This window comes from Pseudomonas delhiensis (genome assembly GCF_900187975.1).
In the GTDB taxonomy this organism is placed as follows: domain Bacteria; phylum Pseudomonadota; class Gammaproteobacteria; order Pseudomonadales; family Pseudomonadaceae; genus Pseudomonas; species Pseudomonas delhiensis.
The window spans coordinates 39,242-51,772 of the sequence record NZ_FZPC01000025.1 but is presented as its reverse complement, the minus strand read 5'-3'; the positions used below and the strand labels follow the sequence as shown (position 1 = coordinate 51,772).

Sequence of the window (12,531 nt, the reverse complement as noted above, 5' to 3'; positions counted from 1 at the left end):
GCTTTTCGTAGGAGCGAGCTTGCTCGCGAACGGGAGTCACCTGTGGCGGCGGTGTTTCGGGGCGATTCCGCTCCCTCTCCCCAGCCCTCTCCCTTCAGGGAGAGGGCTGGGGAGAGGGTTACGGACTTCGGCCCTGCTCCGGAGCCAGGCTTGGCACCGCTGTTCGCGAGCAAGCTCGCTCCTACAGTTCCAACGCAGGCCTTAAGGTTTCCCGCGCCCCGGTCGCTTTGGGTTTCAAATCCCCCGCACGACGAGGTCGGGCATGCGCCAGCACAACCGTATCGTATTCCGCTCCATGTTCCGCATTCGCGTGCTAGACGCCGGCGGCAAGCTGCTCGGCTATGTCGCCGACCTCTCCGAAAGCGGCCTGAAGATTCGCTGCGACCTGCTGCTGGCGCCGGACAGCCTGCACGACCTGCGCCTGCGCATGCGTGACCGCGAGGACCGCCTGCGCGAGGCCGAGGTGAAGGTGCGTTGCGTGTGGTCGGGGGAGAATGCCCAGACCGGCCAGTACGAGGCCGGCCTGGCGCTGGAGCAGCCGTCGGTTTCCTTCCACGCGCTGATGGCCGAGCTGCGCGCCGGGCGCCGCAGCGCGACGCCCGGCTGATCAGCCGAGGGTGCCCAGGACGTTCACCGCCACCCGCTCGGGGATCTCGTTCTGCGACAGTACGTGCAGCCCCGGGCTGAAGACTCTTGCATAACGCGCGAGCAGCGGGCGCAGCTGCGGCATCACGGTGAGGATCGGCGGGTGGCCTTCCTTGCGCAGCTTTTCCTTCACCACCGGCATGGTGTTCTGCAGCTGGTTGAGCAGGTTGGGCTCCACCGGGATGTTGTCCAGGCTCACCGGGCCGGCCTGCTGGGCGATGGCCAGGGCGCTGAGCAGGGTGTTCTCCAGGTTGTTGTCGAGGATGAACACCGACAGCTCGCCGCGCTCCCCGGCGATGCCCGAGACGATGCTGCGGCGCAGCGCGTAGCGCACGTCCGAGGCCAGCAGCAGCGGGTCCTTGGTGGTCTCGGCGGCTTCCACCAGGGTGGTGGCGATGCTCACCATGTCGCGCAGCGGCACCTGTTCCTGCAGCAATTGGCGGTATACGCGGTGCTGCAGGCTGAAGCTCAGCTGCGCGCGCAGGTGCTCGGCGAGCTTGGGCGCCTGGGCCGCCAGGCGCTGCATCAGGTGCTCGACGTCGTCGTGCTTGAAGATGTCCGGCAGGTGCTCGCGGATCACCTTGTTCAGGTGGGTGGCGATGACGCTGGCGCAGTCGATCACCTGGTAGCCGAGGTTGAGCGCGCGCGGCTTGTCCTCCGGGCGGATCCACACCACCGGCATCTGGTAGGCCGGGTCGTGGCCGAGGATGCCGTCGACCTCGCCGTAGGTTTCCGCCGAGGGGATGGCCATCAGGCGGTCGGCGTGCAGCTCGGCACCGTCGATGCGCTCGCCGCTGATGTGGATGGCGTACTGCGAGGCCTTCAGCCGCAGGCTGTCGCGGATGTGGATTTCCGGCAGCAGGAAGCCCAGGCTCTCCGACAGCGTCTGGCGCACCCCGCGCACCCGCTGCACCAGGGGCGCGCCGCCGGCCTCGTTGACCAGCCCGACCAGCTTGTAGCCCAGGGAGATGGACAGCCGCTCCACCAGCGGGATGTCTTCCCAGCCCAGCTGCTGGGCACGCTCCTGGTCCATGGCCTTGCCGATGGCCTCGGCCTGCTCCAGGCTCTGCGCCTCGCCCGGCGGCTCGGCCAGGGACACGCGCCAGGCGACGAAGGCGATCAGCGCGGCGAAGCCGAAGAAGGCCAGGTGCGGCATGCCGGGGACGATCGCCAGTACCGTGACGATGCCCGCCACCGTGTACAGCAGCGAGGGCGAGGCGAGCATCTGCCGGCGCACCAGCGCGGTGATCTCCGCCGACTCGTTGACCCGCGTGATGATGATGGCCGCGGCGGTGGACAGCAGCAGCGCCGGGATCTGCGCCGCCAGGCCGTCGCCGATGGTCAGCAGGGCGTACTGGCGGAAGGCGTCGGCGCCGGCCATGGCGTAGACGAACACGCCGATGGCCACGCCGCCGAACAGGTTGATCAGCAGGATCAGGATGCCGGCGATGGCGTCGCCGCGGACGAACTTGCTGGCGCCGTCCATGGCCCCGTAGAAGTCGGCTTCCTTGGACACCTCGGCGCGCCGGCGCTTGGCCTCGGCCTGGTCGATCAGGCCGGCGTTGAGGTCGGCGTCGATGGACATCTGCTTGCCCGGCAGGGCGTCCAGGGTGAAGCGCGCGGTGACCTCGGAGATGCGCTCGCCGCCCTTGGTGATCACCATGAAGTTGATGATGGTGAGGATCACGAAGACGATCAGGCCGACGATGAAGTTGCCGCCGATGACCACGTGGCCGAAGGCCTCGATCACCTTGCCGGCCGCCGCAGAGCCGGTGTGGCCGTCGAGCAGCACCACCCGCGAGGAGGCGACGTTCAGCGACAGCCGCAGCAGGGTGGTGACCAGCACCACCGTGGGCAGCAGCGAGAAGTCCAGCGGGCTGCGCGAGGACACGCTGACCATCAGCACCAGCAGGGCGATGCCGATGTTGAAGGTGAAGAGCACGTCCAGCAGCAGCGGCGGCAGCGGCAGGATGATCATCGCGAGGATGGAGAGGATGACCAGCGGGATGCCGATCCGCCCGCTGCGCAGTGTCGGCAGGAGCTGCTCGAGGAAGTTCATGGTTGGCCTCTGCTTGCCAGGCTGTCGGGGATGGGGAGGTTCTTGGCCAGTTCCGGCTTGCGCAGCCGGCGCCCCTGGCGGTAGGCGCGCAGCTGCAGGATGTAGGTGAGGACGTGGGCCACGGCGGTGTAGAGCCCGGCCGGGATCTGCTGGTTGACCTGGGTGCTGAAGTAGATGGCGCGGGTCAGCGGCGGCACCTCCAGCACTTCCAGGTCGTGTTTGGCGGCCATCTGGCGGATGTACAGGGCCATCTCGTCCATGCCGCGGGCCAGCACGTAGGGGGCCTGGGCCTTCTTCGGGTCGTACTTGAGGGCCACGGCGAAGTGCGTCGGGTTGGTCAGCACCACGTCGGCCCTGGGCAGCACGCGGTTGATCTGGCGCTGCAGCATCTGCCGCTGCACCTGGCGGATGCGTGCCTTCACTTCCGGGCGGCCTTCCTGGTTCTTGTGCTCCTCGCGGCGCTCCTGCTTGGTCATGCGCATGCGCTTGCGGAACAGGAAGCGCTGCAGCGGGATGTCCAGCAGCGAGAAGAACACGAACACCGCCAGCAGGCCGACCAGGGTGTCGAACAGCAGGCCCAGGGCGCCGCCGATGGCGCTGCGGATGTCGCTGCGCTGCAGTGCGATCAGCTGCGGCAGGGCGTCCAGCAGCAGGTACCAGGCCACGCCCAGCAGCACCGCCATCTTCAGCAGCGACTTGAGCAGCTCGGTGAGGTTCTGCATCGAGAACATCCGCGCAAGGCCGGCGATGGGGTTGAGCTTGCCGGCCTTGAAGGCCAGGTTGGCCGAGGCGAAGATCCAGCCGCCGGGCACCATGCCGAAGGCCACCACCAGCAGCGGGGTGAGCAGCAGCGGCAGCAGCAGCTGGACCATCAGCCAGATGTGCTGGCCGAGGATCAGCGCCAAGTCGTCCAGGCCCACCTCGCTGCGGTTCAGGTCCAGGTAGGCGAAGCGGAAGCTTTCGGCCAGGCCGTCGAAGAAGCGCCCGACGCAGGCCTTGAGCACCAGCAGGGTGCACAGCAGCGCCACGGTGCCGGCCAGGTCCCTGGAGCGCGGCACCTGGCCCTTCTGCCGGCTCTGGCGCAGCTTGTGCTCGCTGGCCTCTTCGGTCTTTTCCTGGGAGCCGCCCTGTTCAGCCATGGCTGGCGCCTCGCAGCAGCTGGCCGAGGTTGTCCAGCAGCGCGCGGGTGAGCTGCAGGTAGGTGTCGGGCAGGTCCGGCAGGGTCAGGCGGATGCACGCCAGCCCGGTGAGGATGGCCATGGGGAAGCCCAGGGAAAACAGGTTCATCGCCGCCGAGATGCGGTTGAGCAGGCCGAAGCAGAACTGCACGAGGAACATGCAGAAGGCCAGCGGCAGGCTGATCAGGGTGGCGGCGGAGAACACCCAGGCCAGGGCGTAGGCCAGGGTGGCGAAGCCGGCGTAGGCCAGGCCGCCGCCCACCGGCCAGTAGTGAAAGCTCTGGTAGAGCACGCTGACCACCAGCAGGTGGCCGTCGCTGGCGAGGAACAGCAGGGCCAGCAACAGGAAGTACAGCTGGCCGACCACCGAGGACGAGGACACGCCGTTCACCGGGTCGTTGTAGCGCGCCATGGCCATGCCCATCTGGGTGGACACCACTTCGCCCACCAGGCTGAAGATCACGAACACCAGCTGCAGCGCAAGGCCCAGCACGGCACCCACGGCGATCTGCTCCAGCGCCGCCAGCAGGCCCTCGGCGGAAAGCGCCTGGATGGCCGGCGGGCGGGGCAGGGCGCCGGCCAGCGCGAGGGTCAGGCCCATGGCCAGGAGGATGCGCACCTGGCGCGGCAGCGAACGGTGGTTGAGCAGCGGCGCCATGGCGAGCATGGCCATGATCCGGCAGAACGGCCACCAGTAGCGCTGCAGGTCCTGCAGGTACTGGCTGGCCTGCAGCAGGGACGCGTCGGCGTGCATCGTTGCGGGCCTAGCCGACCAGGTGCCCGGCCTGGCGGAAGGTCTCGATGAACAGGTCGCTGAGCGTGCGCAGTATCCAGTGCCCGGCGAACACCAGCATGCCCAGGGTGATGAGCAGCCGCGGCAGGAAGCTGAGCATCTGTTCGTTGATCTGCGTGGCGGCCTGGAAGATGCTCACCAGCAGGCCGCCGAGCAGGCTCGGCACGACCAGCACGCAGACCACGACGGCGGTGATGTGCACGGCGTTGGCGATGATCTCGACGGCGTATTCCGGGGTGAGCATGGCGGCCTCAGAACGGCTGGATGCTGGAGGTGAGAGTGCCCATCAGCAGCGCCCAGCCATCGACCAGGACGAACACCATGAGCTTGAACGGCAGCGAGATCATCATCGGCGAGAGCATCATCATGCCCATGGCCATGAGCACGCTGGCCACCACCAGGTCGATGACCAGGAAGGGCACGAAGATCATGAAGCCGAGCTGGAAGGCGGTCTTCAGCTCGCTGAGCACGTAGGCCGGCAGCAGCAGGGAGAAGTCCAGCTCGGCCTTGTCCGCCGGCATCTTCTCGCCGGCCAGGGCCAGCAGGGTGTCCAGGGAGGTCTTGCCGGTCTGCGCGAGCATGAAGCGGCTGAGGCTGGCCTTGGCCTTGCCCAGGCCTTCCTCCAGGGTGATGGCATCGCGCTGGAAGGGCTCGTAGGCCTCGGTGTAGACCTCCTTCCACACCGGGCGCATGACCAGCAGCGTCATGCACAGGGCGATGCCCACCAGCACGTTGTTCGGCGGGCTCTGCTGCAGGCCCATGGCCTGGCGCAGGATGGCCAGCACGATGATGAAGCGGGTGAAGCAGGTCATCATCAGCAGCATGGCCGGCAGTAGCCCGAGCAGCGTCATCACCACCAGGATCTGCAGCTTCACGCTCAGTTCCTGGCCGTGGCCGGTGTCGTTCAGGCTCAGCAGGGAAATCTCGCCGCCGGCGGCCAGCACCACGCCGGGCAGCATGCCGGCCAGCGCCAGGCCCAGGGCCAGCCAGTGCCGCGCGCGCCTCATCGGGCCAGGTCGTCCAGGCCGGCGCCGCACAGCTCCAGCACGCGCAGGCCGTAGTTGCCGTTCATCACCACCACCTCGGCCTTGGCGAACAGGGCGCCGTTGACCTTCAGGTCCAGCGGCTCGCCGGCCAGCTTGTCGAGGACGATGACGCTGGAGGCGTCGACTTCCATCAGCTCCTTCAGGGAAATCTCGGTGGAGGCCACTTCCAGTGTCAGGTTCACCGGGATCTTGCCGAAGAAGCTCAGGTCCTGGCGCGGCGTCGGATTGTCCTGGGCGGCGGCCGGGGCGGCCTCGTCGAGGGCCAGGCCGGCGTCGTTGAGGAGGTTGTCCAGTTCGCTGTCGGTGACTTGGCTCATGGGCTTTTCACGCTCTCGAGGGAGGTCAGGAAGAGGCCGCCGTCTTCTTCGAAGAGGGTGCCGCGGAAGAGTTTCTGCTGGTTCACCTGCACCTCGCAGCGCTCCAGCAGGCGCACCGGCAGGATGTCGCCGGGGCGCAACTCCAGCGCCTGGGCCAGCGGTAGCTGCAGGGCGGCGATGACGCAGTCCAGGCGCACCGGCAGGTGCACCAGGTGCTGCGCCGGGCTGCCGTTCAGGCGCGCCGGCGGCGGGCCGGCCAGGCGGGTGGTGAGGGCGTCGGCCAGTTCGGCGTCCAGGTAGATGAACAGCGAGGCCTGGCTGCCGGTGATGTGGCTGAGGAAGTGGAACTCGGCCACGTACTCCCAGCTCGCCAGCTCGTAGTCGTTGTCGTGGGGGGTCAGCTCGCCGAAGGTGTCGCCCAGCAGCAGCGAGCGGGCGAACAGCTGGGTCACGTCCACCCCCAGGCGCTTGCGCATGCGCTGCTCGGAGGTGCTGATGGGCGGGGTGTCGTGGCTGGGCAGCGAGGTGCCCCCGTAGTAGCACTCCAGGGCCTCGGTCAGCAGCGGGCGGTCGATGGCGAAACCGACCTTGCCGAAGGGGCAGCGGAAGATGCATTCGGCCGGCCGCGGCGCACTTTCCTGGACCTCGACTTTCTGCAGTTCCAGGTTGATGCGGTAACTGCGCAGGAAATAATCGCTGATGATGCGCGGATGCTTGTGGGCGATCTCGCGAATATATTGCGGAACCCTGTGGTAATGCCGGCCCAACTTGTGCGGCTGCAGGCGCACGAGTCTTTCCGAGGGCACGCCGTGGTGGACTTTGGATTGGCCAGTCATGGGTTGGGTCGACTTCCGGAAGTGGGGCTGCGAAGGCGTTCGCCGGGGCGCGGCCGGGGGCGGCGCGGGGCGAACCTGGGGCGCTCGCCGCTGGCGCGGGTTTTACGCGCAGCAGAGCCTGCAGATGGGGCGGGAGTCTAGGGAGGCGGGGGCTTGCGGTTAAATCAATAGATATCAAATGATGTTTTTGATCGTCATTTCCGGGCGCCTGAGCGGATTTGACGAAAACTGACTCGGTGGTCTGCGTGTGATCTGGTTAACGTTGCGCCTGTGACGGGGTTCTGCTGGAAAAGTTCCCTCGCACAGTTGAAGGGCGACAGGAAAAAGCCATTCCTTAAAGCCCCCTTCGTAATAAAAGGGAAGGTGTTCGGTCATTCCTTCCTATAGCGGCCGGAAGTTCATACGGCCACTGCCTGCCGGCAAATGAAAGTTCATCGCCGCCATGGCTTGGATGGAATAACCGAGTGCTGTCCCGTGGGCGGCCCAGACGCAGGAAAGTTGCATTGAAACAGTTCAGTCAATTGGCCAGTTGCAATGAAGAAGCAAGCCTGGCGGAGCAGCAGGTGGTGATCGTCGGCGGCGCCGGCGAGATCGGCCTGGACCTGCTCAATGACGGCCTGGCGCGCCTGGGCCGGCGCGTGCTGCGGGTGAAGAGCGCGGCCGGGCTGGACGGCGTCGACCTAGCGGCCTGCGGCCCGGTCTTCGTCTTCGCCGAGCGCCGCCCACAGCGCAGCTTCCCGCAGATCGGCGAGCTGCTGCAGCGCGTGCCGCAGCTGAGCCTGGTGCCGGTGGTGGAATACGCCGACCAGGAAATGGCCGCCCAACTGCTGGAAATGGGCTGCATCGACTACCTGCTGGCGCCCTTCAGCGAGAGCCAGCTGGCCGCGCTGCTGCACCGCCAGGAGCAGGCGGCGGTGGCCGGCGAGGGCTTCGTCTCGCAGTCGCGCGCCGGGCGCCGCCTGCTGGCCCTGGCCCAGCGCGTGGCGCAGACCCGCGCGCCCATCCTCATCAGCGGCGAGACCGGCACCGGCAAGGAGCTGATGGCGCGCTACATCCACCGCTTCTCCGCCGAGCCGCAGGCGCCCTTCGTGGCGGTGAACTGCGCCGCCATCCCCGAGCAGATGCTCGAATCCATCCTCTTCGGCCATGAGCGCGGCGCCTTCACCGGCGCGGTCAGCGCCCAGCCGGGCAAGTTCGAGCAGGCCAACGGCGGCACCCTGCTGCTGGACGAGATCGGCGAACTGCCCCTGGGCCTGCAGGCCAAGCTGCTGCGCGTGCTGCAGGAACAGCGCGTGGAGCGCCTGGGCGGGCAGCGCGAGATCCGCCTGAACGTGCGCATCATCGCCGCCACCAACCGCGACCTGCAGGAAGAAGTCAGCGCCGGCCGCTTCCGCGCCGACCTGATGTTCCGCCTCGACGTGCTGCCGCTGCACATCAGCCCGCTGCGCGAGCGCAAGGACGACATCCTGCCCCTGGCGCAGCGCTTCATCGGCCAGTACGCGCCCCAGGAGCGCCATGCCGAGCTGCTCACCGAGGCGGCCCGGCAGGCCCTGCTGGCCCACGACTGGCCGGGCAACGTGCGCGAGCTGGAGAACGTCATCCAGCGCGCCCTGGTGCTGCGCGCCGGGCTGTTCATCCAGCCGCGCGACCTGGGCCTGGCGCCGCCGGCCGAGCAGGCAGTGAGCGTGCCGGCGACCCCGCCGCTGCCGGGCGAGGGCGGCAAGGCGGCCCTGCGCGCCAGCGGCAAGTGGGCCGAGTACCAGCACGTGATCGACACCATCCGCCGCTTCGGCGGGCACAAGACCAAGGCCGCGGAAAGCCTCGGCATGACCCCCCGCGCCCTGCGCTACCGCCTCAACGCCATGCGCGAGCAGGGCGTGAACCTGTCCTTCTGACGCGAGAGTCGCCATGAACCCCATCGAGCAGGCCCGCAGCGAGATGCTCGGGCAGATGCAGCAGTTGCGCGAGCTGTCGGCCGCGCCCATCCGCCCGGCCAGCCCGGCGCCCGGCGGCGCCGCCGAGCCCGGCTTCGGCAACGCCTTCGAGGACGCCCTGCGCGCCGTCGACGCCCAGCAGCACCAGGCCAGCCAGGCCATGGCCGCGGTGGACAGCGGGCGCAGCGACGACCTGGCCGGCGCCATGGTCCAGAGCCAGCAGGCCAGCGTGTCCTTCAGCGCGCTGCTGCAGGTGCGCAACAAGCTCGCCACCGCCTTCGACCAAGTCATGAACATGCCGCTGTGACGGCGCACAAGGGCTGAACCGTGCTGCACAAGATCAAGAACCGCCTGCCCCTGGACAAGCTGCGCCTGGACCCGCGCCTGAGCCTGCTGGGCCTGGCCGGCGCCGCCGCGCTGCTGGCCCTGGGCAGCACCTGGTACCTGTGGCGCGACCAGGGCGCCTTCCACCCGCTGTACGGCGCCGGCGAGGCCTACCCGGCGGCCGAGGTGATGCAGGTGCTGGACGCCGACAGCATCGCCTACCGCCTGCACCCGCAGAGCGGCCAGGTGCTGGTGCGCGACGACCAGTTGGCGCGGGCGCGCATGCTGCTGGCGGCCAAGGGCGTGAAGGTCGCGGTGCCGGCCGGCTACGAGCTGTTCGACAAGGACGAGCCGCTGGGCACCAGCCAGTTCGTCCAGGATGTGCGCCTGAAGCGCAGCCTGGAAGGCGAGCTGGCGCGCACCGTGATGGCCATGGAAGGAGTGCAGCAGGCCCGCGTGCACCTGGCCATCGACCAGCAGAGTTCCTTCGTGGTCAGCCAGCGCGAGCCGGCCAAGGCCTCGGTGATGCTGCAACTGGCCCCCGGCAGCCGGCTCAAGCCCGAGCAGGTGGCGGCGGTGGTCAACCTGGTGGCCAACAGCGTGCCGCAGCTGCAGCCGGAGAACGTCAGCGTGGTCGACCAGCACGGCGTGCTGCTCTCCCGCGGGCTCGCCGCCTGGGGCGGGGCGCAGCAGAACGGCCAACTGGTGGACGACTTCCAGCAGAAGGCGGTGGCCAACGTCGAGCAGGTGCTGGCGCCCATCGTCGGGCCGGGCAACTACCGCGTCAGCGTGGCCGCCGACATCGACTTCAGCCAGAAGGAAGAGACCCTGCAGCGCTACGGCGATACGCCGCGCCTGCGCCGCGAGACCCTGCGCGACGACAGCACCGTGGACGAACTGGCCCTGGGCGTGCCCGGCTCGCTGAGCAACCGCGCCCCGGCCAAGCCGCCGGAGCCGCAGCCGGGCGCGAACAACGCCCAGGCCCCGCAGGCCCAGGGCAGCCAGGACAAGGCGGCCACCTCGCAGCGCAAGGAGTCCAACCGCCAGCTCGACTACGACCAGGACATCACCCACGTCAGGCACGCGCCCTTCAACCTGCGCCAGCAGAGCGTGGCGGTGATGATCAACGCCGCCGCCGCCCCCGAGGGTGGCTGGAGCGAGGAAACCCGCAAGCAGCTGGAGCAGGCGGTGAAGAACGCCGTGGGCTTCAACGCCGCGCGCGGCGACAGCCTGTCGCTCGGCGTGCTGCCCTTCGTCGCCGCCGCGCCGCTGGACGAGCCGGCGCGCTGGTGGGACGACGCCCAGCTGCAGGGCTGGGTGCGCCTGGGCGTGTTCACCCTGGTCAGCCTGCTGTTGCTGCTGCTGGTGGTGCGCCCCGCGGTGCGCAGCCTGACCCAGCGCAAGCCGGCGCCGGCCGGGGGCGAGGAGGGCGCGGGCACCCTGCTGGCCAACGAGCACGGCGAACGCCTGCTGGCGCGGGTCGGCGATGCGCCGCGCGCCCTGGGCCTGTTCAGCGAACTCAACCCGCTCTCGGAAATCCGCCTGCCGGCGCCGGGCTCGGGCCTGGAGCACCAGATCGAGCACCTGCAGATGCTGGCCAAGAACGATCCCGAGCGGGTCTCCGAAGTGATCAAGCAATGGATAGGGCGCAATGAGCGAGACCTCAACCCCGTCGGCTGACGAAGCACGCGTGCCGGTGCGCCGGCGCGTCATGAGCTCCATGGAGCAGGCGGCGATCCTCATGCTGAGCATGGGCGACGAGACCTCGGCCGGGGTGCTGCGGCACTTCTCCCGCGAGGAGATCATCAGCATCAGCCAGGCCATGGCGCGGCTGAACAACGTCAAGCTGCCCATGGTGTCGGATGTGATCGGCCGCTTCTTCGAGGACTACAAGGAGCAGAGCAGCATCAAGGGTGCCTCCCGCGGCTACCTCGCCGGCATGCTCGGCAAGGCCCTGGGCAGCGACATCACCCGCAGCCTGCTGGACAGCATCTACGGCGAGGAAATCCGCGCCAAGATGGCCCGCCTGGAATGGCTGGACCCCAAGCAGTTCGCCGCGCTCATCGCCAACGAGCACGCGCAGATGCAGGCGGTGTTCCTCGCCTTCCTGCCGCCGTCCATGGCCAGCCAGGTGCTGGAGTGCCTGCCGGCCGAGCGCCAGGACGAGCTGCTGTACCGCATCGCCAACCTCAGCGAGGTCAGCAGCGAGGTCATCGCCGAGCTGGAACAGCTGATCGACCGCAGCCTGGCGGTGCTCTCCACCCAGGGCTCGCAGGTGCGCGGCATCAAGCAGGCGGCGGACATCATGAACCGCTTCAAGGGCGACCGGAACCAGATGTTCGAGCTGCTGCGCGGCCACGACTCCGGCCTGGTGGAGCGCATCGAGGAAGAGATGTACGACTTCTTCATCCTCTCCCGGCAGAGCCAGGACACCCTGCAGGCGCTGCTCGAGGCCATCCCCCTGGAAGAGTGGGTGGTGGCGCTCAAGGGCGCGGAACCGGCGCTGGTCAAGGCCATCCAGGGTGCCATGCCCAAGCGCCAGGCGCAGCAGATGGACGCCATCAAGCGCCGCCAGGGCCCGGTGCCGCTGAGCCGCGTCGAGCAGGTGCGCCGCGACATCATGGCGATGGTCCGCGAGCTGGCCGCCGAAGGCGAGATCCAGCTGCAGCTGTTCCGCGAACAGACGGTGGAGTGAGGAAGCCATGACGGTCAAGGTGATCCGCGGCGGCGCCCGCGACTGGCGGCCGTACCGCTTCCCGCCGCGCTGCAGCGGGGCGTTGCAGGAGCAATGGCACGGCGGCGACCCCGCCGAGCTGCAGAAGGCCGTGGCCGAGGGCTACCAGCAGGGCAGCGACAAGGGCTACCGCGAGGGCCTGGAGCAGGGCCGCGAGGCCGGCCACGACGAGGGCCTGCGCCAGGGCCGCCAGGAGGGCCTGCGCCTGGGGCGCGAGGAAGGCCGCGAGGAGGGGCGCCGCGTCTTCGAGACCGCCGCCCAGCCGCTGGACCGGCTGTGCGGGGAGTTCCGCCGCTTCGCCGAAACCTTCGAGGCGCAGCGCCGCGAGCAATTGCTGGAACTGGTGCAGAAGGTGGCCCGGCAGGTCATCCGCTGCGAGCTGACGCTGCACCCCACGCAGCTGCTGAGCCTGGCCGACGAGGCCCTGGCGGCCATGCCGGAACAGCCGGACAGCGTGCAGCTGCAGCTCAATCCCGAGGAGTGCGCGCGCATCCGCGAACTGGCCCCCGAGCGCGCCGCCGCCTGGCGCCTGGTGCCCGACGAACGCCTGGCCATGGGCGAATGCCGCCTGCTCACCGCCGAGGAAGAAACCGACATCGGCTGCCAGCAGCGCCTGGACAGCTGCATGCAGGTGCTCGGCGAACACCTGCTGGGCGACGACTGAC

General features: G+C 68.9%; 13 protein-coding genes. 6 read left to right on the top strand and 7 right to left on the bottom strand.

Annotated elements, in window-relative coordinates; translation table 11 throughout:
• Positions 1 to 262: 262 nt before the first annotated feature.
• Entirely contained in the window at positions 263 to 607 is a 345-nt protein-coding gene (locus CHC02_RS21845; protein WP_089393506.1) for a PilZ domain-containing protein, read from the top strand.
• On the opposite strand, the gene CHC02_RS21840 is transcribed toward CHC02_RS21845, so the two are convergent.
• From CHC02_RS21840 to CHC02_RS21810, 7 genes are read right to left on the bottom strand one after another with little or no spacing between them, the layout of a single operon-like run.
• Entirely contained in the window at positions 608 to 2,704 is a 2,097-nt protein-coding gene (locus tag CHC02_RS21840) for a flagellar biosynthesis protein FlhA (protein ID WP_089393505.1), read from the bottom strand. It lies immediately after the preceding gene.
• Entirely contained in the window at positions 2,701 to 3,843 is a 1,143-nt protein-coding gene (locus CHC02_RS21835; protein WP_089393504.1) for an EscU/YscU/HrcU family type III secretion system export apparatus switch protein, read from the bottom strand. Before CHC02_RS21835 ends, CHC02_RS21840 begins: the two co-directional genes overlap by 4 nt.
• Positions 3,836 to 4,636: a flagellar biosynthetic protein FliR gene (fliR, locus tag CHC02_RS21830; RefSeq protein ID WP_089393503.1), complete on the bottom strand. Its 801-nt coding sequence runs from the start codon at positions 4,634 to 4,636 to the stop codon at positions 3,836 to 3,838. The genes CHC02_RS21835 and fliR overlap by 8 nt, the downstream gene beginning before the upstream one ends.
• Positions 4,637 to 4,646: 10 nt before the next feature.
• The gene (locus tag CHC02_RS21825; RefSeq protein ID WP_089393502.1) at positions 4,647 to 4,919 is read right to left on the bottom strand and encodes a flagellar biosynthetic protein FliQ; all 273 of its coding nucleotides are present in this window, start codon (positions 4,917 to 4,919) and stop codon (positions 4,647 to 4,649) included.
• Positions 4,920 to 4,926: 7 nt separating this feature from the next.
• Positions 4,927 to 5,682 (bottom strand): flagellar type III secretion system pore protein FliP, encoded by a 756-nt coding sequence (gene fliP / locus CHC02_RS21820; protein WP_089393501.1) that lies wholly within the window; start codon positions 5,680 to 5,682, stop codon positions 4,927 to 4,929.
• Complete coding sequence (locus tag CHC02_RS21815) at positions 5,679 to 6,038, bottom strand: flagellar motor switch protein FliN (protein ID WP_089393500.1); 360 nt, start codon at positions 6,036 to 6,038, stop codon at positions 5,679 to 5,681. The genes fliP and CHC02_RS21815 overlap by 4 nt, the downstream gene beginning before the upstream one ends.
• A complete protein-coding gene (locus CHC02_RS21810) occupies positions 6,035 to 6,874 on the bottom strand; it encodes a FliM/FliN family flagellar motor C-terminal domain-containing protein (RefSeq protein WP_089393499.1) in 840 nt (279 codons plus the stop codon). Before CHC02_RS21810 ends, CHC02_RS21815 begins: the two co-directional genes overlap by 4 nt.
• Before the next feature lie 503 nt (positions 6,875 to 7,377).
• On the opposite strand from CHC02_RS21810, the gene CHC02_RS21805 reads away from it, so the two are divergent.
• From CHC02_RS21805 to fliH, 5 genes are read left to right on the top strand one after another with little or no spacing between them, the layout of a single operon-like run.
• A complete protein-coding gene (locus CHC02_RS21805) occupies positions 7,378 to 8,769 on the top strand; it encodes a sigma-54 dependent transcriptional regulator (protein ID WP_089393498.1) in 1,392 nt (463 codons plus the stop codon).
• 13 nt (positions 8,770 to 8,782) lie between these two features.
• The gene (gene fliE, locus CHC02_RS21800) at positions 8,783 to 9,115 is read left to right on the top strand and encodes a flagellar hook-basal body complex protein FliE (protein ID WP_089393497.1); all 333 of its coding nucleotides are present in this window, start codon (positions 8,783 to 8,785) and stop codon (positions 9,113 to 9,115) included.
• Between the two features lie 20 nt (positions 9,116 to 9,135).
• Positions 9,136 to 10,812, top strand: a complete 1,677-nt coding sequence (fliF, locus tag CHC02_RS21795) for a flagellar basal-body MS-ring/collar protein FliF (RefSeq protein WP_089393496.1) — start codon at positions 9,136 to 9,138, stop codon at positions 10,810 to 10,812.
• Positions 10,784 to 11,827: a FliG C-terminal domain-containing protein gene (locus CHC02_RS21790; protein WP_089393495.1), complete on the top strand. Its 1,044-nt coding sequence runs from the start codon at positions 10,784 to 10,786 to the stop codon at positions 11,825 to 11,827. Before fliF ends, CHC02_RS21790 begins: the two co-directional genes overlap by 29 nt.
• A 7-nt stretch (positions 11,828 to 11,834) precedes the next feature.
• Positions 11,835 to 12,530, top strand: a complete 696-nt coding sequence (gene fliH, locus CHC02_RS21785) for a flagellar assembly protein FliH (RefSeq protein WP_089393494.1) — start codon at positions 11,835 to 11,837, stop codon at positions 12,528 to 12,530.
• The last annotated feature ends 1 nt before the right edge of the window (position 12,531 follow it).

Bases quoted from the DNA above. Each gene is read 5' to 3' on its own strand.
- CHC02_RS21790 (WP_089393495.1), top strand. From the start codon at position 10,784: ATGAGCGAGACCTCAACCCCGTCGGCTGACGAAGCACGCGTGCCGGTG.
- CHC02_RS21825 (WP_089393502.1), bottom strand. From the start codon at position 4,919: ATGCTCACCCCGGAATACGCCGTCGAGATCATCGCCAACGCCGTGCAC.
- CHC02_RS21835 (WP_089393504.1), bottom strand. From the start codon at position 3,843: ATGGCTGAACAGGGCGGCTCCCAGGAAAAGACCGAAGAGGCCAGCGAG.
- CHC02_RS21810 (WP_089393499.1), bottom strand. From the start codon at position 6,874: ATGACTGGCCAATCCAAAGTCCACCACGGCGTGCCCTCGGAAAGACTC.
- CHC02_RS21815 (WP_089393500.1), bottom strand. From the start codon at position 6,038: ATGAGCCAAGTCACCGACAGCGAACTGGACAACCTCCTCAACGACGCC.
- CHC02_RS21845 (WP_089393506.1), top strand. From the start codon at position 263: ATGCGCCAGCACAACCGTATCGTATTCCGCTCCATGTTCCGCATTCGC.
- CHC02_RS21840 (WP_089393505.1), bottom strand. From the start codon at position 2,704: ATGAACTTCCTCGAGCAGCTCCTGCCGACACTGCGCAGCGGGCGGATC.
- fliH (WP_089393494.1), top strand. From the start codon at position 11,835: ATGACGGTCAAGGTGATCCGCGGCGGCGCCCGCGACTGGCGGCCGTAC.
- fliP (WP_089393501.1), bottom strand. From the start codon at position 5,682: ATGAGGCGCGCGCGGCACTGGCTGGCCCTGGGCCTGGCGCTGGCCGGC.
- fliR (WP_089393503.1), bottom strand. From the start codon at position 4,636: ATGCACGCCGACGCGTCCCTGCTGCAGGCCAGCCAGTACCTGCAGGAC.
- fliE (WP_089393497.1), top strand. From the start codon at position 8,783: ATGAACCCCATCGAGCAGGCCCGCAGCGAGATGCTCGGGCAGATGCAG.